Genomic DNA, 18,929 nt, shown 5'->3' with positions numbered 1-18,929 from the left:
CTTGCGCTCAGACCTCCACCTGGGAGCCCATGATCACCGTGCGGGCGCCGGGGAGCCCGAAGTAGTCGGCGGCGTCGGAGGTGATGTAGGAGGTGGCGATGAACAGCCGCTTCCGCCACGGCGCCATGGTGGGCGCCGGGCCCTTCTTCAGCTCGATCTTCGACAGGAAATAGGAGGCGCCGGGAACCGAGACCGGGCCCTCGGTCTCGGCCGGGTCGAGCAGGCCCAGCGCATGCGGTACGTGGGGTGTCTCCATATAGCCGAAATAGGCGGTCACATGGATGATGCCGTCGTCCGGGTCGCCGAGGTCGTCGACGCGCACGCGGACGAAATCGGCGACCCGGGGTACCGGAACGGTCTCGATCGACATGATCACGACATGTTCGTGCAGGACCCGGTTGTGTTCGACATTGGCGCGCATCGCCAGGGGCGTGGTCTGCTTACCGCGGTTGAGGAAGACCGCCGTGCCGGGAACCCGCGTGAGGGGCGGTTCGTGGTGGCGCAGCCGATCGATGAAATCACGTAGCGGTCCTTCGACCTCCTTACGCGCGGCGGTCACGATGACGCGGCCCCGCGACCAGGTGAGCATCACCGTGAACGCGGTGAGCCCGATCAGCAGCGGCAGCCAGGCCCCGTGCAGGAATTTGGTCAGATTCGCCGCGACGAACAGCGCGTCGACGGTGAGCAGCGGCACGGCGCCGAGCAGGACCAGCCACAGCGGTGTACGCCATTTCGCGTACCGGATGTAGAAAAACAGCAGTGTGGTGATCGTGATCGTCGCGGTCACCGCCATACCGAAGGCGTAGGCGAGGGCCCCGGAGCTCCGGAACGCCAGGACCAGCGTTATCACCCCGACCATGAGCAGCCAGTTGATCCACGGCACATAGATCTGCCCGATCGTGGATTCCGAGGTGTGGGCGATGCGCAGGCGCGGCAGATAGCCCAGCTGCACCGCCTGCGAGGCCACCGAGAACGCACCGGTGATCACCGCCTGCGACGCGATCACCGTGGCGGCGGTGGCGACCAGCACCAGCGGTAGCCGCGCCCAACCCGGGGCGAGCAGAAAGAACGGGCTGCCCACCGCGCTGTCGTCCTGCAGCACCAGCGCGCCCTGCCCGAGATAGCTCAGCGTGCAGGCCGGCAGCACCAGGCCGAGCCACCCCCGGGTGATCGCCTTTCGCCCGAAATGACCCATATCGGCGTACAGCGCCTCGGCGCCGGTGACCGCCAGCACGATCGCGGCCAGCGCGAAGAACGCGATATGGAAATGGCCCGTCAGGAAACTCAGCGCGTGCACCGGTGAGAGCGCCCGCAGGATCTGCGGGTGCCGGACGATCTCCACGGCACCGAGCGCGCCGATGACGACGAACCACACGATCATCACCGGCCCGAACCACCGGCCCACGGCCGCGGTGCCCAGGCGCTGCACCGAGAACAGGCAGCCGATGATCACCACCGTGATCGGGATGACCAGATCCTTCATATCGGGCTCGACGATCTCGAGCCCTTCCACCGCCGACAGCACCGAGATCGCCGGAGTGATCATGCTGTCGCCGAAGAACAGCGCCGCCCCGAAGATCCCCACCGCCGCCAGGGCCGCGGCGAGCCGCCCGCCCCGGTCGCCGAGCCGCCGCAGCAGCGTGATCAGGGCCATGATCCCGCCCTCGCCGTCGTTGTCGGCGCGCATCACCAGGGTGACGTAGGTCAGCGTGACAATGGTCATCACCGACCAGAACAGCAGCGACACCACCCCGTACACATTGCCGGTGCTGATCGGCACCGGGTGCGGGTCGGTCGGGTCGAAAACCGTCTGGATCGTGTAGATCGGGCTGGTACCGATATCGCCGAACACCACCCCCAGCGCCCCGACCACCAGCGCGGTACGCGCGGGGCGCGCGCTCACATCTCGTGCGGCCGCCAGGCCGACACCGCCCAGATCACCACGATGTTCAGCGCGATCACCACGATCGACCACCACGGGTAGTACGGGATCCACAGGAAATTCCCGATGATGGACAGTCCCGCGAGGAATACCGCCACGATGCGCGCCCACAGCGCGCCGGTCATCAGGGCGACGGCCGCGATCGCCAGCAGGATGCCGAGCACGATATGCACCCAGCCCCAGGTCGTCGCGGAGAACTGCAGAGTGTAATCCGGCCCCTCGACGAAGAGCTCATCGCTGGCCACGGCCGATATCCCGGCCAGGATCGACAGCACCGCCACCGTCAGCAGCAGTACCGCCGCCGCGATGGAGGTCACCGCGGCGACACCCTGGCGCACCGGGGAATGCTGGGGTTTCGTTCTGTAGGTCGTCATGGTCGGCCCTCCTGGAGTGGTCGGCCCATAACACCCAGGCGCGAGCCCCGTCGCCTCACCCACGACGGATGAAATCGCTCCCTCCGCACGCACGGGACCGAGGACGCGGCCGCTGTCTCGAACGCCCCGAGACCGCGCCCGTCGAAGCCGCACGCGGCCTCGGGGCGCCCGATCGGCGGTTACGGCTCCCCGGACCCGCGGGTCAGCTGTTCCACTCACTCCAGACCGGAGGCGGGCCGACGATGAATACGCCGTAGTCCTCGAGCACGCCGACGTGCTCGTCGTCCTGACGCTCCTCCGCCGCCCCGACGCCCGTGAAGTACCCCTCCAGCACACCGGGGGTGTTCCCGATGAGGACCTCGGACGTTTCGGTGATCGTCTGGAAGGTGTGCACAACGTTGCGGGGACCGAAGACGAAGGCGCCCGGTTCGGCTTCCTGCACCGCGCAGGTCTCCAGCGTCGACCCGCCGAGCCAGAAGCGCACCCGGCCCGACACCACCGTCCAGAACTCGTCCTCGCGGGTATGGAAATGTAGCGGCGGCGCGGACTCCTTGTTCAGGGTCATCCGCATCATCGTCAGCTGCCCGCCGGTGTCCTGCTCGGTGAGCGACTGCTCGAAACGGGTGTTGTAGTAACCGTACTCCGGCTGCGTCCAGGGATTGCGGACGCCGCCGCGGCCGATCGCGGTCATCATCAGACCTCTTTCACGTTGTGACACCGGCGCTTTCGTGACATCCCAAAGGTTAGTCGGGAACACCCCTTCCCGATGGGCGAACGTGTGTGATAGCTACCGGGCGGGTTCGAGCGCCGTGACGTTCGGTGCGCCGAACCTGGCTGTCGACTGCCGCAAAGCCTCACGAGCCGCCGGACCCCGAAGGTTCGAGGTTGTGTTCTTCGCGATGTTCGCGGAAGGCACGGTCGAGCAGGTTGTGAACATGGGTGTACAGGTCGGCGGTCGCGGCCGGGGTGACGTGGACGGTGCCGCGGGCGCGGACCCGGTAACGGCCGCCGGGGTAGTCCATGATGTGGAAGTCGCGGGCCGGGACGCAGCGATGGCCGTAGGCGCCGCCCATAGGGCCGAACGATGGAGTATGCGACGCCATCGCCACTGCCTGGTCCGATCCCTTCCCAGCGCCAGGAAAACCTCCCCGAAGCGCCTAACATTCCGCGAGTGGACGAGCTGGATTTGGGGAACGGCAGCAGCCTGCCGCTCTATCTCGACCCGGATTCATTCGACTCGGCGGTATCAGGCGTGGTGTCGGCCTACGACAGTCTTACGAAACTGCTGAGCAGCTCTAGGAACACCACTACCGACGACTCCGACCTGGGTGACAGCGCGGTGGCGTCGGCGTGCGAGAACTTCCGCCGGGCCTGGCTGACCGAAACCGAGCTGACCGCCCAAGCCGTCGGAATCATCGTACAGTTGCTGCCTCGGACCAAGAACAACTATCAGGAAACCGACAACAGTGGCGGCACCGGTATCGGCGAACTGGAGCCTCAGGTGCCATCGCCGGTACCGCCGGTCACCGAACCTTCGCGAGACGAACCGGGCGGATGACCGGCGACCGACGCCGCGACTCCGAGCCGTGCACCGCGGACGTCATATCCGCTTTGACCGCGGCTATCACGAACTCGGGCGACGATCGGAGCATTGCGCTCGCCGACGCGGCGATCGCCGCCGCGGGGCAATTGGAGAGCGTTCGGGTGGGACCCAACGCGGTTGCCTTCCTGGCAGGCTGCGTGCGTGCAATGGGGCTGCCCGGTACCCGCCGGCTGCCCGAGCCACTGGCCGGTGCACAGCAGTTGGCAATGGTCCGCGCCTGGATGACGGCGGCATGCCCCGGCGTCGAACCCGATGTCGCCCGCGACGAGATATTCGCACGGTGGTTGGAGACGGTAGCCGCCGTGCTGTGGGCGCGGCGCACCCTCGTTCGCAGTGCCCCGACACCGTGGAGCCGCTTGTGATCAGCCATACTTGGCAACATGTCGGCGCCGCATTGCTCGGCGGGGCCATCTCCCTGGCTCCCGTTCCCGGCGCAGCACTCATCGGGGGCGCGGTCAGCGGCGTTCTCAACGGGATGATCGACGGACAGTCGGGTACCGATCTCTTGGTCTCCGCCGGTTTGGGTGCTGTGGGCGGGCTACTCGGCAAGCACTTCCGCGACGCCCCCCTCCTGGTGCGCCAGCTCGGGCGCAAGCTCCCCGGGGTCGGCAAAAATATCTCGGGGCTCATGGCCCGGCTGCCCGCAAAGCTCGACTCGGTGCCAGGCAAGCTGGCTCAGGTGGGGGCCGTCGGCCTCGCCAGCCGGAGCTTCGAAAGCATCTACGACACGATTTCCCAGATCCCACCGGATCTCACCGTACCCGGCAAGAGTGATCGGCTGAAGGCACTCGAACTGGCGTTGGAGTCGATGCGGGAAGGCCTCAGCCGAAGCCATCTGCGAGAAGCGATCGACATCGCGCTCCAGGTACCGGCGTTACCCGGCTCCCCGACAGCCGTCGACCTCCAGGCCAAGGTTTTCGCCGACACCGCTTCGGTGTACAAGCAGATCAGAACCGATTTCGAGCAGGTCGCGGCACATAAGCTGCCGAACTCGTGGCGTGGCCGTGCCGGCCAGACGGCGGCCGACGTGGTGTGGAGCTTCCTTGGCGCGGCCCAGCATGCACTTGATGCCTACACCTCGGTCGACAACGAGCTGCGCAGCTGGTCGGCCGCAATGGCAGAGACGCAACGGCAAGACACCACCGGAGTAAACGGTCTCGAGGACGCGCGCACTCGGCTCGGCAGCAAAACCGACGGAGAGGTCCGCGTACATGCCATGAACAGCTGCCGAGATCGGATCAGCGCGACCAAGGCATACGAAACAGCGGCGGCAACGTGCGCGTCGTCGGTCCGCGCGGCCGCCCAGGCGGCACGGGGCCGCAACGTCAAGGCGCCCGGTATGGACCCGATCGATGCCCAGACCCTCGCCTACACCGGTCAGGCCGGCGGAGCACCTTCCCCCTCTGACGACATCCTCACCCCGACGGCTTTGGCCCGTGCCTCGCAACGGCTCTCGGCCATGTCATCGAGTGATCGGTCCGCGTTCGAAAAGCTGGTCGGCGACGCCAAGTCGCCGCAAGAGGCGGCCTACCTGTGGGAGGCGCTGGCGGCGGGATACTCCATGTCCGATATCGCCGCGTTCGGCAAACAGATACATGAACACGGCGACGACCCCTATTGGCTCTGGAAACATCTGCACGTCGACGATGTCGCCGATACCCGAACCGTGAAGGACGGGAGGCGAGATCTCGGCTACACCCCCGATGACGTGGCCGCGGCCATCTCCTACGCCCAGGACCAGGAAAACTGCACCTCGGCTTCCACGGTGGTTGCCCGGCTGGACGCCGATCCGGTGCTGATGCTGGGTGTCACCACGGGCACCGGCCCGGCGGCGGTGCGCGGCCCGGCGGCGGGCAACGACGACCCGAAAGCATTCCGGGAACGGCTCGTTCGAGTATTCAACGACGACTTCGATCCCGATCTCACCCCCGAGGCACGAGGCAACCAGAAGATGGTGAACGCCCTGCTGAACCCCGTCACCGGCAGCAACTACCACATGGTCTCGGTGGACAACGAGGAGATGCGGCAGGCGGCCCTGCCGCGGATCGAGGACGCTGTGTCCGCGGGCAAGCCCGTCCCGATCGGGCTCATTTCGGAAGGAGCGAGGGCCGGTCATCAGGTGGTCGTGGTCGCCACCCGGCCGGGCGAACTGCAGATCTACAATCCGTGGGGCTTCACTCAGTGGGTGACGACGGAGCAGTTCGTCAAGTCCGAGATGCCCGATATCGAGCGCCCGAGGACCGTCATGCTCCCCGGTTAGAAGTCCCGGTACGACGTTGTCTCCCTGAATGCGGTCGGTACTTTTTGGCCCGCGGACGTTTTCGGCCGGCTATTCGATTTCACTCCCGACTACCGGAGCACCGTTCGCGGAGAGATCGGCCCGGGATTAGTCCGGCCGGCCGTGGGTCAGGATGCGGAGCGCGTCGGCCGACGCGCGATCGGAAGCGGTGTAGATCTCGAGCCGGTGATCGGGACTGTCCGGCTGGAGCCACACCTGGTACGCGATATCCAGCGCGCCGACCGTGGGATGCCGCAGGCGCATATCCCCGACCGTGCAGTCCGCGACCTCGCCCGTCGCCCACAGCGTCGCGAATTCGTCACTGCGCATCGTGAGTTCCCCGATCAATGCCGCCAGCCGCGCGTCGGTGGGGAAACGCCCGGCCGTGAGGCGGAGGTAGGCGACGTGGATGCGCGCGAGATCGGCCCAGTTGCGGAACAGATCGCGGGTGAGGGGATCGAGGAAGAACATCCGCGGAACCGACGGCCGGTGATCCGGAGTATTCGGAGCGTCGAAGGGAAGGTGCTCGGCGGTGAGCGCGTGCCCGGCGCGGCTCCACGCCAGCACATCGCCGCGGCGGCCCAGCACCACCGCCGGTGTCGCCTCGCCGAGCGATTCCAGTAGTGCGATCACCCGGGGGTGCGGGGTCTCCGCGGGCGGCTCACGCAGCCCGATCTCGGGGGTGGCGCGCGCGAGATTGTGCAGATGCGTCACCTCCACCGCGTCGAGCCGCAGCACCCGCGCCAAGGCGTCGAGGACCTGCGCCGAGGCGGTGCCCGCCTGTTCCTGCTCCAACCGCGTGTAGTAGCCCGCACTGACACCCGCGAGCTGGGCCAGTTCCTCCCGCCGCAACCCGGGAACCCGGCGCGCGGTGCCATAGGTGCGCAGGCCGATATCGGCGGGTGTTATCCGATCGCGCCGGCTCTTCAGGAACGCTCCGAGACTCTCCACCTCATCGAGCCTAGAGCGGCCGCAGCGGCTGTGGGTGCACCTGTCAGGTGTACCCACAGCAGAGGGATGGTTGCCGCACGCGGCGGGCCGGAAGGTCGATGGCATGTCGCTACAGCACACGAAAGACTCCCCCGGACTCCGCTCCTGGCTCGGTCTCCTGATCGTTCTCGGACCCGTTCTGCTGGTTTCCATGGACGGGTCGATCCTGTTCCTGGCGATGCCCCGGATAAGCCAGGCACTGACACCGTCCGCGGATCAGGCGTTGTGGATCCTGGACGTCTACGGCTTCGCCGTCGGGTCCCTGCTCATCGCATTCGGCAATATCGGCGACCGCTACGGCCGGCTACGCCTGCTCATGATCGGGACGGCACTGTTCGGGCTGGCGTCGGCGGCCGCGGCCTTCGCCCCCGGACCGGAACTGCTCATCGCCGCCCGGGCACTCATGGGTATCGCGGGGGCCACCCTGCTGCCCTCGGCGCTGGCGGTACTGCGCGAACTGTTCCCCGACGACCGGCGCCGGGCCCAGGCCATCGGCATCTTCGCCGCCGCGTTCGCCGCCGGCTTCGCGATCGGCCCGGTGGTCGGCGGCGTACTGCTGGAGCGGTTCTGGTGGGGGTCGGTGTTCTTGGTCAACCTTCCCGTGATCGCCGCGTTCCTCCTGCTGGCTCCGAGTCTGCTGGGCGAAGTCCGGGCGGCGGGAACGGGCCGGGTGGATATCGCCAGTGTCGCGACCTCGGCAGGCGGCCTGCTACTCACCATCTACGGCCTCAAACACATCGCGGCCGAGGGTATTTCGCTCACTGCTGTCATCGCCGGAGCGGCCGGAGTCACCCTGCTTTCCTGGTTCGCGCTGCGACAGCGGAAGCTGGCGCATCCACTGCTCGATTTCACCCTGTTCCGCGACCGGCTGTTCACGATCGCGATCATCACCGGCCTGCTCCCGCTGGCAGCCTGGTCGGCCACCGCGTATCTGGCCGGAATCTACCTGCAATCCGTCCTCGACCTCCCCATTCTGCGGGCGGCGCTCCTCGCGCTGCCCGGCGCGGTGGTGCTCACCGCCACCGCCGTCGTGACGCCGAAGGTGGTGGGGCGCGTCGGTGAGCGCACCGCGCTGATCGCCGCTCACTTCTCGATCGCGGCCGGCTTGCTGCTCCTGCTTCCCGCGACGACCATCGGTGGCATCGGCTGGTATGTGGCCTCCACGGCCGTCGCCGGTATCGGCTACGGCATCTCCTTCGCCATCGTCGCCGATATCGCCGTGGGCGCCGTCCCGGCCGAACGTGCCGGCGCGGCGGGTGCGATCGCCGAAACCAGCAACGAAATCGGCAATGCGCTGGGGATCGCCCTGCTCGGCTCGCTCGCCGCGGTGATATTCCGCGTCCAGGGCCCCGAACTGGCGCCGACTCTCGACGCGACACTGCAACTCCCGAACCTGCTGCCCCCGGCCGCGGAACAGGCCCGGCAGGCATTCGTCACCGGCTTGCACGTGGTGGCGATCGTGGCCGCGGTCCTGCACGCGGCGCTCGGCGGGTTCAGCGTTCGCCTGCTGTCGCGCCCGAGCCGGGCGGCCGGCGGCGCCGGGGAACTACAGCCCACAGCGTGACCCCGTCCGTAACGCGCTGCGGTGTCCCTGACACCGCAGCGCGCACCGATTCCGGAGACCGGGCTTCGGGCATCGAGCCCTGGCCGGCCCGTTGGTCGCTTGCCGGCGGCCATCTCGCAGTTCTCGATCTCGCAACCGACGGCCGACCGGCGCTGGGACCGGGCGACCCTCCACGAATCCGGCCGAACCTCCTCGGGTATCACAGGCGGGCCGCGGCGTCGAGGCCGAAGTGGGCTCCGATCCGTTCCGGAAGGCCGGTGTAGTGGAGCGTGCGCAGGCCGAGATCGGCCGCGGCCCGGCAGTTGTCGGCACGGTCGTCGATGAAGAGGACTCGGCCGGGATCGCTCACACCCGTGGCGGCCAGCGCGTTCAGGTAGGTGCCGGGGTGGGGTTTGTTCATGCCGAGCCGGGCGGAGTACAACGCTTCGGTCATCAGCGGGCGCCAATCGGAATCGTCCAGCGCATCGCTGACCGGATGGGGCGCGTTGGAGAGCAACACCATCGGAAGCCCCAGTTGCCGGACCCGGTGCAGCAGCGCGACGACCCGATCGTCGGTGCGGGTCCACAGCGCCGTGTCGGTGATGCGTAATCGGGTGAGAAGTTCCAGTTCCGGGCAGTGGCCGAGGACCGCCGTCCAGAAGACGGAATCGTCCGAATCACCGGAATCGTAGGGCTCGCGGGCACTCCAGAACGCGTCCTGGAATGGTCCGCGCCGGTCCGCGTCCCAGCGGGCGAGGGCGGCGAGTCCCGCCCAGCCGGGCGCCGTGGGCTGCAGGCCGATGACGCCGTTGTAGTCGAAGATGACCGCGTCCGGCGGTGTGGGCTGATTCGTCATTTGTTCTCCAGGGCTCGAGTGGACAGTCCGGCCACACCCGCCGCGAGCAGGGCGGGCAGTACGAGGGCGAAGGACAGGGAGGTGACGGTGGCCAAAGCGCCGATGAGGGCCGGTCCCGCGAGGAGTCCGAGGTATCCGGTGACGGTGACCGCGGCGATTCCGCGCGGTCCACCCGCCCCGGCCGCGCTGATCAGGGAGGGGATCGTGACCGATAGGCCGAGGCCGAATACGGCCCAGCCGGCCAGCGCGAATGGCACGTCGGCCATGAGCAGGCCCGCGAGCAGGCCGACCGATGCCGCCACCGCGCCCGCCCGGACCACTGCCGCCGCGCCGTAGCGCGCGATCAACCGGTCACCGACGAGGCGACCGGCGGCCATCGACGCGCTGTACCCGGCATAGGCCGCGGCGGCGACGGCCGCGGAGGCATGCAACTCGGTGAGGTGAACCGCCGCCCAATCCGCGGCAGTGCCCTCCCCCAGCAGACATCCCGCCGCCAGCAGACCCAGCAGCCAGAGCCGGGCTCGCGACAGGCCGGACCGTTCCGGTGCCGCGGATTCCACCGGATCGGGTGCGGCGTCCGGTGATCCGATATGACGGGTGGCCGGTGCGACGGCGATCGCGGCCGCGATGACCGCCGCCGCGGTGACGCCGAAGACATAAGTGTGCGAATAGTGGGCGCAGACGGCGGCGAGCACCGCCCCGCCCAGCGCCCCGAGACTGTAGGCCGCGTGCAGGCCCGACATGATCGGGCGGCCGTAGGCCTGCTGGCATCGGACGGCCGCGACATTCGCCGCGACATCCAGGACACCGTGCGCGGCACCGAAGAGCAGCGCGGCAGCGGCGAGTGCGACCATCGGCCGGCACACACCGAGCAGCGCCAAGCTCGCGGCGAGACAGATTCCGCCGCCGGTGAGTAATTGCGGGAGCCGGGCGGGCTCGGTGATCCGGCCACCCACGCGCAGGCCCGCGACCATACCGACCGCGGCCGCGAGCAGAACCACCGCCAACCCCGCGGTGTCCAGCCCGGCGGCCTCCTGAACCGCCGGAATCCGGGTCCCCCAGACGGCCATCACCACGCCGAGCCCGGCGAAATATCCGATCAGCAGGCCGCGGCTGCGCACGACGGCCTCGGATAACTCTCGTGCGCGTTCCGAAACCGGTGGCACGCTGATATGTGTCATGAAATCTCCATGAAGTGCCGTCGCCGAATAAGCGTTCACCGGGTGAACGCGGAAAGGGCCGCGGGAATTACGAATTCAAGCCTGTTTCCACGACGAAAGAGGCTGGGTGAACCGTGAATCGGAAGAGTGTTCCGTGAGGAGGGAGTCGAATGTGATGCGACGTTGCACGAACAAGCCGAAAGATATCAACGGGTGTGGCGCCCCACCACCTGGAACGAGCCACAGTGCGCCGCTTCACACAGCGTCACCCGTGGGTCTCACCGGGACCGCGCGGAAACCGCTCCGATTTCCCAGAATTGAGAATGAGATAAGCGAATTTTGTCCGAGATGGACGATTATCCGCGGCCCGCGGATCCGGTACGTATCGGATCCGGCCGCGCAATGAAAACCACGGGCCCGGCAACCATCCGACGTCGTAGCCTTCGAGATATGCCACCGTTACCCTTGCCCGACCCGCCCCTCACCGATGGCGTGGTGCTGCTGCGGCGTTGGCGCGAAAGCGACCACCCGCAGCGGTTGGCCGGCTTCGCCGACCCACTGTGCCGGCGATTCTCGTGGCCACTGGCGGAGCCGTACACCGAACGGCATCTCCGGGAGCGGTTCGCGGACGAGGAACCCGCCCGCCTGCGGGGCGAGGAAGTCGGTTTCGCGGTGGTGGACGCGGCCGAGCCGGTCGATGTTCTGGGAGCGGCGTCGCTCTACGACACCGGCCGGGCCGAGGGCCGGATGGGGGTCGGATACTGGCTCGCACCACACGCTCGCGGACGCGGGAACGCCACCCGGGCCGTGCGCCTGCTGGCGCACTGGGCATTCGATGCGCTCGCCGTGCGACGCCTCGAACTCACCTGCGGACCCGACAACATCGCCTCGCAGCAAGTCGCGCTGCGATGCGGTTTCGTGCGTGAGGGGCTACTGCGGTCGCATATCCCGTACCAGGGCGGTCGCCGGGATACCGTGATGTTCGGCCTGCTTCCGGGCGCCGGAGCCGGAGGCGAGAACGAATTCCCGGGTGACACGCGCTGACGCGCCGCGGCAGGGTATCGGCGACCGCCCGTCCGGAGTGCCTCACGAGAGCGGTGCCGAACAGCGACCATTGCGGTCCGACGCCGCATCATCGCGCGCGAATTCGGCGAAGGCGCGGGCCGCGGCGGAGTGATAGGCGGTCCGGCGCCGCAGGAGAACCACCGTACGGCTGGGCAGTGCCGGCGCGAGCGGAATCGGACGCAGGTCGGCGCGGCCCGCCGTGATCGCATCCGGGAGGACGGTGACCAGGGAGCCGCGACGGACGAATTCCAGCAGGGCACTGATGGAGTTCGCCTCGACCGCGACTTCGGGCGTGATCTCGCAGTCGGCGAAGTACCTGTCGATATGGCGGCGGGTCGCGAAATCGGCGGTGAGCAGGCCCAGGGATTCGCCGATCAGACGGTCCGCCGGTAGCGGTGGCGCAGCCGCCGCCAGGGGGTGGCCGGAACCGGCGACCAGGACGAGTTCCTCGGTGAACAGCGCGGTGTGCTCGATACCGGGGGAATGGTTGCCCGCGAAGGCGATACCGAGGTCGATGCGATCGGCCATCAGGTCGGCCTCGATTCGGTCCTGCGTCGATTCCCGGACGGTGAGCGTGACACCCGGGTACACGGACCGGAACCGGTGCACGAGCGGGCCGATGAGATAGCTGGTGAAACTCGGGGTCAGGGCGATCCGCAGATGCCCGCGGGACAGGTCCCGCACATCGTGGACCGCGTGCTCGGCGGCGTCGAGATCACGCAGGGCCAGGCGGGCGTGGTGGGTGTAGGCCTCGCCGGCGTCGGTGAGCCGGACCGTGCGGCCCGACCGGTCCAGCAGCTGCACCCCCAGCGACCGTTCCAGCTGTTTGATCTGCTGCGAGAGCGTCGGCTGCGAGATATGCAGCGTTTCGGCCGCCCGGGTGAAGTTGCCGTGGTCGACGACGGCGAGCAGATACCTGAGATGCCGCAGCTCCATCCACCAACTATAGGTGTCATCTATCGGAATGATGGAATCTATCTCTTGGACTCTATCGACGCTGTTGGGCATCGTGGGATCGACAGTCCGGCCAGGAGGAAATCCCATGATGCGCACCCTGCGCACCCGCGCGGCCCGGTACGCGGTGCTCGCGGCGCTGGCGTCGGGTGCCGTCGCCTGCACGGCAGACCCACCGGCTCCCGGCGAGCCGCCGATGCGCGGCACCACCCCGGTGACGGATACAACCGCTCCGCGACCGGTGAACGAAGACGCCCGATCGTCGGCCACCGCCGCTCCGCGGCTCGCCCTCGACACCGAACTGCTGAGCGCGGCCGTGGCGAACGACCCGGACCGGGTCCGCGAACTCCTCGCCGCCGGGGCGCACCTCGAGACCCGCGGCGAGCACGGCCGCACACCGCTGGTCGCGGCGACCAAGAATCGTGCCGCTGCCGCCGCCCGGGTGCTGATCGAGGCCGGGGCCGACGTCGACGCGAAGGACGACCTCCAGGATTCGGCCTATCTGTACGCCGGGGCGGAAGGGATCGACGACATCCTCGAACTGACGCTCACCCACGGCGCCGATCTCCGCAGTCTCAACCGCTTCGGCGGCACCGCGCTCATCCCGGCCGCCGAACACGGCCATGTGACCACGGTGCGGCGACTCCTCACCGCCGGGGTCGATGTGAACCACGTCAACGATTCGGGCTGGACCGCGTTGCACGAGGCCATCGTTTACGGGGACGGGTCATCTCGATACCGGCAGGTGATCACCGATCTGCTCGCGGCGGGCGCGGACACCTCGATCCCGGACGCTTCCGGCCGCACCGCGCTCGACAACGCCCGGCGTCTCGGCCAGTGGGCCGTCGCCGATATCCTCCTCTCCCGATAAGGAACACCGCTGTGAACACTCTCCGCAACCTGCTGATCCTGGCGGCCCGCACCGGAATCGGCGTCGTCTTCCTCGCCCACGGCTGGCAAAAGCTGGTCACCAACGGCCTCGACGCGACCCAGCGGGGATTCGAATCCATGGGCGCCCCGCTACCCGATATCTCCGCACTCGTCGCCGCCGTCGTCGAACTCGCGGGCGGCGCGGGCCTGATCCTCGGTGCGGCCACGCCGATTTGGGCAGCACTGCTGTTCGCGGATATGGCCGGCGCCTACCTGATCGCGCACCTGGGCAAGGGCCTGTTCGTGAGCGCGGGCGGCGGCGAACTGGTCCTGGTTCTCGGCGCGGGCGCGCTGCTACTGCTGTGCACCGGGGCGGGCGTCTTCAGTGTGGACGGTCTGCTGAAAGATCGGGCCCCGTGGAACCGCCCCGCGGCCGACCGGACCGCCGCGGCGTGACGATTCGGGAGACACCGCACCGTCCGTTTCAGAGATCGAGGCTGATGGGACCCCCGTGATGACCGGCACTGCCACAACGAATACCCCCGGCCGAGCAGCAACCGCGAACTCCGCATCGCCGCCTACAACACGGACGTGGAATTCGCGGGCCAGTCGGATACGTCCGGCAAGTCCGGTTGTTCACTGCGGCATGGACAGATCACGGGCGTGGCCGAGGAATTCCCGCTCTTCGGCCGAGTCGGGCACGATCGATCTTCCACCCCGCTCCAACAAGACGATGGACGGTGCCAGCACCGCCCCTAGCAGCCCTTTCAATACAGGATGACTGCTGGAGAAGTACTCGTCGTACGTGGCACGAACGAAGACGTCGAACAGATCGAGGTCGATTTCCCAGAAATCCGAGGCCATGGCATCGAACCCCGTCGGAACGGCCAACACATCTGCGACGTCCCGAGCCATCGCTACATACAATTTGCCGACCCGCAGTGCGGGACTCCAGACTGTCACCTCATCGATATCGAACACATAGCTCATAGCACGGCCCCGCCGTATCCCGAGCGGCGGACTTGTGCCCATACAGCCAGTTCACCGCCTGGCATGCACTCCACTCTGAAGCCACCGAGCCCGACAATGCTCCAAAACTCGTAATCCGGATCTGTCAAGGCATGCACCACAGCTCCGGAATCGAACTCGAGCCGAAACTTTCCGTTCTCCACAGCCTGTGAAATCGCAATTTTGGTACTCGTTGCCCGGACCCTCGAGCAAGTCACAACATCTCCGTCCCTCTATCCGGCACCTCGCGGTCTTTTCAACTGATAGAACCCGATTCGGCCGGCATCGGAAAGCTCTCGGCTGACCGGCTCTATCCGCGCCAAGATCTCCACATCGCCACTCGCATCCAACTCGCAGAGGCGGTTGGCGATGTAGTCCGCGTCGGGATCGTCGCGTCGTCGGCCTATCTCATCCAAGACGACGAAGAGGCCCTGCACTCCACCCGCTCTCGCCAGCACATCGGCAGCGTCGACCTGCATCGTCACGATATCGTCGTCCAGCATCTCACGCAGGCGCGTCGATACCCGATCATTGTGAATGAACGCCGCAAGGTCGAAGACCGCCGCGTCCCGTGTCATCCCGTCCAAGCTCCTCGACCGGACCAGTACCATCTCCAGAGCGCTACCGTCGATATCGGCACCGGTCACGGAATCTCCTCGAGATATCGGAACACGCATCGCACTGAAATTATCAACATCGCGCAAGTATTTTCTGCAGGTCGAACACCAGAATTCCACCGAAGCTGCCATATTTCATTAATTCGTCAAACAGGCGCTTGGCCGTTTGCATTTCCTTCGATTTGTCGGAATCCAGGTTCCTTACCGTGATCATTGTAGGAAAATCGGAGAAGGCGATCCCTAGATCATCTTCATAGTTGTGAGACATCTCTAATTCTACTACCGAACGGCCGAAAATGAACATCTGTACACCTGAGCCATCGGAAGCATCCCCCCTTTGCGGAGCAGAGCCGGTGATCCTGGCGAGCGCTTCAACGACTACCCGTCCCTCCGCGGATCTGTCCAGAAATATCTGGTGATACGCACTCATTTTCGCCTCCTACGGGCGACCGGGACGTCGCCATCGGAACCGGCCAGAGAGCCGGCGAGCTTGCGATCGACATCGACGTAATCGTTGGCCGTGATCTCCAGCGCCACCTTGGCCCGGTCCATGTTCTCACTACTCGCGAGCAACACATCGTGGAGAGCCGGAAGTAGCCGGGAGTAGTCACCTTTGATGAGATCCATGATCCGGCCGAATTCGGGATCGCTGAGATTTCGCAGGGCGTAGTTGTAGCCATCGAAAAGATGCGTACCCGACCTACCGACCTGTCCGGACCAGCCGCGGAGATCACCGATTTCGACGGAAGGTTCGGTGCCATGCGTTAATCCTGAGAAACTGTGGCGTCGCTGCCGGGTTCAGACATCCCCCGTCAGCCGCCCATAGGCGACCAACAGGACGATATTGAGAAGACAGATGACTACGGACCCCAACCATTGCAGAGCCCATTCCTTGCGCATCGTGACGAACGATGCCGCTATCCCGATGCCACCCGCGACGCAATAGCCGATCTTCCAGGAAGGACTCGTCGCGGTCAGGCCGATGACGATAGTGAAGGTCGACAGCAGCACCGCGCCTATCAGGAGCTCGCGCCGGAGCAGGCCTTCAGCGAGTAGGGCGCCGAACCGTGCCACCGCTCCGGCCGAACCCTTCGCCTTGCGCTGATCCCCCACGCCGCCCCCTCAGAACAAATCAGGATATCGAGCCGGCTCCTGTCTTCGGAGGATTCAAGCACCTCCGAAACATACGGGCAAGCCCTGCCATCCCTCCGCCGACCGGCAGGGCCGCGCCGATCGCGGCCACGAGCCCGGCGTCCGCGTCGCTGGTGATGAGCGCAACCCCGGTCAGCCGACTACACCCGTTGCACCGGCGCCTATTCGGCAATATAGATCCATGAACAAGGAGATAGCCCGGCAAGGCGCCGACCTCTTGGCGGCCGATATCGAATCGGCCCTCGGCTTCGAGGTCCACATCGAGGAAACGATTCCTGAGCGTCTCCTGAGGCTGCCCTCACCGCCGGGGTGGTGGATCGACTTCACTATCCCGGCCCTGCAGGTTCTCGTCGGTTGCACCCCCGACGAGAACACCCCCAGCGGCATGGCCTACGAAATCGTCCGCCGCATCCACGACGACATCCTCACGCGCTCCGGAAAGGTCTGGCCCGCCGACCCCGCGGGGGGAGACCAGCCATTGCTGCCCACCACCACCGGATGGCAGGGCCCGAGCAGCTCGATACCCTACGGGCAGGTCGAGACCGCGAAGGATCCCGACCCGACTCTCGACGGTGTGGTCCGATGGTGGCTCCCACACAGCTACGACGGCCTCATCGCCAGCCGCTCCGGCGATGTCTGGTTCTCCCTCTGGCAATACAAGGGTGACGAACAAGCCATCACCGCGGGCATGCCGGCGACCTGGGAAATCGGCGAAGGGCAACACGGAAAATACCGCAAGGCAAGCGAAGCTCGACCGGCTCGGAAATAGTGGGGGCACCTGGGCCTCGGGATCTACATCCGATACAACTGGCATCGGCCCTATGCGGCCGCCGCAACCAGCCACGGGCCGCTGCCTCCCTGCCGGCGTCACCAACGCCGCCACCTTTACACCTGGAACCAATGCGTTCAGCGGCGGGCTTCGAGGGCTTCGTGGAGGGTGACCGCCCACTGGTGGACGATTTGTTTGCGGCGGGCGGAATCGTCGGTGAGCACATCGGCCAAACCCAGCCCCCGGGCCAGGTCCAGGGTCGCCTGGACCAGGTGGTGGGTGACGGGGTCGGTGTCGTCGACGCCGAGGGCGCGGATGGCGCGGCGGTGGGCGCCGCGGCCGAAGCGGGCTTCCAGCGGGATGATGTGTTCGCGTAGCGCGGGGTCGGCGGCGGCGTGGGTCCACACCTGGAGGGCGGCTTTGAACAGGGGGCTGGTGTAGGAGTCGACTAGGCCGGCCACCACCGCTTCGGTGCGGGCCAGGCCCGGTTCGGCGACCGCGGCCGAGGCGGCCTGGTCGGTGCGGGTGTCGAACATGTAGGTGAGGGCGGCGGTGATGAGGTCTTCCCGGGTGGGGAAATGGTGCTGGGCGGCCCCGCGCGACACCCCGGCCCGCTCGGCGACGACCGATACCGTCGCCGCCGCCCAGCCCTTCTCGGCCAGGCAGTCGATGGTCGCCTCGAGGAGCCGCTGCCGGGTGGCCCGGCTGCGGTCCTGTTTGGGTTCGTGGGGTGTCGCCATAGCGGACTATTCTGCCGAGGGTCCGGCCGAGGCCGATCCAGGAGTCGTGTGGGTGGTTGTCCCGGCCGCCGCGGTGGCGGGCCGGGCCCAGCGTGCGGGGCGCCGTTGCAGGAAAGCGGTCATACCCTCCATGACTTCTTCGCTGCCGAAGAAGCTGCCGGATCGAGCCGCCAATTCGTCTGCGCTGCGGTCGAATTCGGCGCGAATGGCCGCGGTGGTGAGGCGTTTGCTCTCCGCGAGACCCTGCGGTGAGCCCTGGCGGAGTTCGTCGAGCAGTTCGGCGAGCCGGGCGTCCGGGTCACTCGTGGCCAGGGTTATCAGGCCGATTCGTTCGGCGGTGTCGGCGTCGAATTTCTCACCGGTCAAGAAGTAGCGGTCGGCGGCGCGGGGGGTCATCCGGGGCAGCAGGGTCAGCGAGATGACGAAGGGGGCCAACCCGAGGCGGGCCTCGGTGAGCGCGAAACTGCTGGACAGGCCTGCTACGGCGATATCGCAGGCCGCGAGCAGACCCATACCGCCGGCCCGCACGTTCCCGTCGACCTTGGCGATCACCGGCTTCGGCAGTTCCAGGATCGAGCGCAGCAGTCGCACCATCCACCGGGTGCGGATATCGGCGGCCGCGGCCGGATCCGCGTCCACCGCTTCTTTGAGATCGGCGCCGGCGCAGAAGGTGTTGCCGGTGTGGGTGAGCACCACCGCGCGCACATCCGGGTCGGCGGCCGCGCGGTCCAGGCCGTCCTGGAGTTCGGTGACCAGGCGGGCGGAGATGGCGTTGCGGTTGTGCGGTGAATCGAGCGTGAGGACGGCGAATCCGTCCTCGACGGCGTAGCCGACTACGCGGCCGGTGGTTTCGGTTCCGGTCACGGCGGTCCCGCCTTTCTTCGGAGAGCGGGCCGGGACCGGACGGGTCCCGGCCCGGGTGCTCAGTAGGACTTCGGCAGACCCAGCGAATGCTGGGCGACGAAGTTCAGGATCATCTCCCGGCTCACCGGGGCGATGCGGGCGATC

General features: G+C 67.2%; 24 protein-coding genes. 8 read left to right on the top strand and 16 right to left on the bottom strand.

Annotated features, from left to right (window positions below; all coding sequences use genetic code 11):
• Window positions 1–7: 7 nt before the first annotated feature.
• The 4 genes from ACWDU1_RS02970 to ACWDU1_RS02955 form a co-directional block, all read right to left on the bottom strand.
• Window positions 8–1,903, bottom strand: coding sequence for a potassium transporter Kup (locus tag ACWDU1_RS02970; RefSeq protein ID WP_449995414.1), 1,896 nt, complete (start codon window positions 1,901–1,903; stop codon window positions 8–10).
• A complete protein-coding gene (locus tag ACWDU1_RS02965) occupies window positions 1,900–2,316 on the bottom strand; it encodes a DUF7144 family membrane protein (protein WP_449995412.1) in 417 nt (138 codons plus the stop codon). Before ACWDU1_RS02965 ends, ACWDU1_RS02970 begins: the two co-directional genes overlap by 4 nt.
• A 202-nt stretch (window positions 2,317–2,518) precedes the next feature.
• Window positions 2,519–3,010 (bottom strand): cupin domain-containing protein, encoded by a 492-nt coding sequence (locus ACWDU1_RS02960; protein WP_449995410.1) that lies wholly within the window; start codon window positions 3,008–3,010, stop codon window positions 2,519–2,521.
• A 160-nt stretch (window positions 3,011–3,170) separates the two neighbouring features.
• Window positions 3,171–3,419 carry a hypothetical protein gene (locus ACWDU1_RS02955; RefSeq protein WP_449995408.1) on the bottom strand — a complete coding sequence of 83 codons (249 nt, stop codon included), beginning with the start codon at window positions 3,417–3,419 and terminating at the stop codon, window positions 3,171–3,173.
• 68 nt (window positions 3,420–3,487) lie between these two features.
• Between ACWDU1_RS02955 and ACWDU1_RS02950 the strand changes: the two genes are divergently transcribed.
• From ACWDU1_RS02950 to ACWDU1_RS02940, 3 genes are read left to right on the top strand one after another with little or no spacing between them, the layout of a single operon-like run.
• Window positions 3,488–3,874, top strand: a complete 387-nt coding sequence (locus ACWDU1_RS02950) for a hypothetical protein (protein ID WP_449995406.1) — start codon at window positions 3,488–3,490, stop codon at window positions 3,872–3,874.
• A gap of 53 nt (window positions 3,875–3,927) precedes the next feature.
• Window positions 3,928–4,281, top strand: coding sequence for a hypothetical protein (locus tag ACWDU1_RS02945; RefSeq protein WP_449995404.1), 354 nt, complete (start codon window positions 3,928–3,930; stop codon window positions 4,279–4,281).
• Window positions 4,278–6,179 (top strand): hypothetical protein, encoded by a 1,902-nt coding sequence (locus ACWDU1_RS02940; protein ID WP_449995402.1) that lies wholly within the window; start codon window positions 4,278–4,280, stop codon window positions 6,177–6,179. Before ACWDU1_RS02945 ends, ACWDU1_RS02940 begins: the two co-directional genes overlap by 4 nt.
• A gap of 126 nt (window positions 6,180–6,305) precedes the next feature.
• On the opposite strand, the gene ACWDU1_RS02935 is transcribed toward ACWDU1_RS02940, so the two are convergent.
• The gene (locus ACWDU1_RS02935; RefSeq protein ID WP_449995400.1) at window positions 6,306–7,148 is read right to left on the bottom strand and encodes a helix-turn-helix domain-containing protein; all 843 of its coding nucleotides are present in this window, start codon (window positions 7,146–7,148) and stop codon (window positions 6,306–6,308) included.
• A 103-nt stretch (window positions 7,149–7,251) separates the two neighbouring features.
• Here ACWDU1_RS02935 and ACWDU1_RS02930 point away from each other — a divergent pair, with 103 nt between their 5' ends.
• Window positions 7,252–8,751 (top strand): MFS transporter, encoded by a 1,500-nt coding sequence (locus tag ACWDU1_RS02930; RefSeq protein ID WP_449995398.1) that lies wholly within the window; start codon window positions 7,252–7,254, stop codon window positions 8,749–8,751.
• 199 nt (window positions 8,752–8,950) lie between these two features.
• Here ACWDU1_RS02930 and ACWDU1_RS02925 read toward each other — a convergent pair whose 3' ends face one another.
• Entirely contained in the window at window positions 8,951–9,586 is a 636-nt protein-coding gene (locus tag ACWDU1_RS02925) for an HAD-IA family hydrolase (RefSeq protein ID WP_449995396.1), read from the bottom strand.
• Window positions 9,583–10,767 carry an MFS transporter gene (locus ACWDU1_RS02920; protein WP_449995394.1) on the bottom strand — a complete coding sequence of 395 codons (1,185 nt, stop codon included), beginning with the start codon at window positions 10,765–10,767 and terminating at the stop codon, window positions 9,583–9,585. The genes ACWDU1_RS02925 and ACWDU1_RS02920 overlap by 4 nt, the downstream gene beginning before the upstream one ends.
• 429 nt (window positions 10,768–11,196) lie before the next feature.
• On the opposite strand from ACWDU1_RS02920, the gene ACWDU1_RS02915 reads away from it, so the two are divergent.
• Window positions 11,197–11,790: a GNAT family N-acetyltransferase gene (locus tag ACWDU1_RS02915; protein WP_449995392.1), complete on the top strand. Its 594-nt coding sequence runs from the start codon at window positions 11,197–11,199 to the stop codon at window positions 11,788–11,790.
• Between the two features lie 42 nt (window positions 11,791–11,832).
• On the opposite strand, the gene cynR is transcribed toward ACWDU1_RS02915, so the two are convergent.
• Window positions 11,833–12,747, bottom strand: a complete 915-nt coding sequence (gene cynR, locus ACWDU1_RS02910) for a transcriptional regulator CynR (protein WP_449995390.1) — start codon at window positions 12,745–12,747, stop codon at window positions 11,833–11,835.
• Window positions 12,748–12,853: 106 nt separating this feature from the next.
• Between cynR and ACWDU1_RS02905 the strand changes: the two genes are divergently transcribed.
• Entirely contained in the window at window positions 12,854–13,636 is a 783-nt protein-coding gene (locus ACWDU1_RS02905) for an ankyrin repeat domain-containing protein (RefSeq protein WP_449995388.1), read from the top strand.
• Window positions 13,633–14,091 (top strand): DoxX family protein, encoded by a 459-nt coding sequence (locus tag ACWDU1_RS02900; RefSeq protein WP_449995454.1) that lies wholly within the window; start codon window positions 13,633–13,635, stop codon window positions 14,089–14,091. The genes ACWDU1_RS02905 and ACWDU1_RS02900 overlap by 4 nt, the downstream gene beginning before the upstream one ends.
• 180 nt (window positions 14,092–14,271) lie before the next feature.
• Here ACWDU1_RS02900 and ACWDU1_RS02895 read toward each other — a convergent pair whose 3' ends face one another.
• The 6 genes from ACWDU1_RS02895 to ACWDU1_RS02870 all read right to left on the bottom strand — a co-directional run bounded on the left by ACWDU1_RS02895 (window position 14,272) and on the right by ACWDU1_RS02870 (window position 16,373).
• Window positions 14,272–14,625, bottom strand: a complete 354-nt coding sequence (locus ACWDU1_RS02895) for a DUF6086 family protein (protein WP_449995386.1) — start codon at window positions 14,623–14,625, stop codon at window positions 14,272–14,274.
• Complete coding sequence (locus ACWDU1_RS02890; RefSeq protein ID WP_449995384.1) at window positions 14,622–14,861, bottom strand: DUF6188 family protein; 240 nt, start codon at window positions 14,859–14,861, stop codon at window positions 14,622–14,624. Before ACWDU1_RS02890 ends, ACWDU1_RS02895 begins: the two co-directional genes overlap by 4 nt.
• A 15-nt stretch (window positions 14,862–14,876) precedes the next feature.
• Window positions 14,877–15,290, bottom strand: coding sequence for a hypothetical protein (locus ACWDU1_RS02885; RefSeq protein ID WP_449995382.1), 414 nt, complete (start codon window positions 15,288–15,290; stop codon window positions 14,877–14,879).
• Window positions 15,291–15,333: 43 nt separating this feature from the next.
• Window positions 15,334–15,690 (bottom strand): hypothetical protein, encoded by a 357-nt coding sequence (locus ACWDU1_RS02880; RefSeq protein WP_449995380.1) that lies wholly within the window; start codon window positions 15,688–15,690, stop codon window positions 15,334–15,336.
• Complete coding sequence (locus ACWDU1_RS02875; RefSeq protein WP_449995378.1) at window positions 15,687–15,887, bottom strand: hypothetical protein; 201 nt, start codon at window positions 15,885–15,887, stop codon at window positions 15,687–15,689. Before ACWDU1_RS02875 ends, ACWDU1_RS02880 begins: the two co-directional genes overlap by 4 nt.
• A 171-nt stretch (window positions 15,888–16,058) precedes the next feature.
• Window positions 16,059–16,373, bottom strand: coding sequence for a hypothetical protein (locus ACWDU1_RS02870; protein WP_449995376.1), 315 nt, complete (start codon window positions 16,371–16,373; stop codon window positions 16,059–16,061).
• A 220-nt stretch (window positions 16,374–16,593) separates the two neighbouring features.
• Between ACWDU1_RS02870 and ACWDU1_RS02865 the strand changes: the two genes are divergently transcribed.
• Window positions 16,594–17,181 (top strand): hypothetical protein, encoded by a 588-nt coding sequence (locus ACWDU1_RS02865; RefSeq protein WP_449995374.1) that lies wholly within the window; start codon window positions 16,594–16,596, stop codon window positions 17,179–17,181.
• A gap of 137 nt (window positions 17,182–17,318) precedes the next feature.
• Here ACWDU1_RS02865 and ACWDU1_RS02860 read toward each other — a convergent pair whose 3' ends face one another.
• Window positions 17,319–17,921: a TetR/AcrR family transcriptional regulator gene (locus ACWDU1_RS02860; RefSeq protein WP_449995372.1), complete on the bottom strand. Its 603-nt coding sequence runs from the start codon at window positions 17,919–17,921 to the stop codon at window positions 17,319–17,321.
• Between the two features lie 6 nt (window positions 17,922–17,927).
• Window positions 17,928–18,785, bottom strand: a complete 858-nt coding sequence (locus tag ACWDU1_RS02855; RefSeq protein ID WP_449995370.1) for an enoyl-CoA hydratase family protein — start codon at window positions 18,783–18,785, stop codon at window positions 17,928–17,930.
• Window positions 18,786–18,929 lie beyond the last annotated feature (144 nt).

This window comes from Nocardia sp. NPDC003345 (assembly GCF_053589395.1).
The sequence above is the reverse complement of the archived record's forward strand: the minus strand, read 5'-3'. Positions and strand labels throughout refer to the sequence as shown.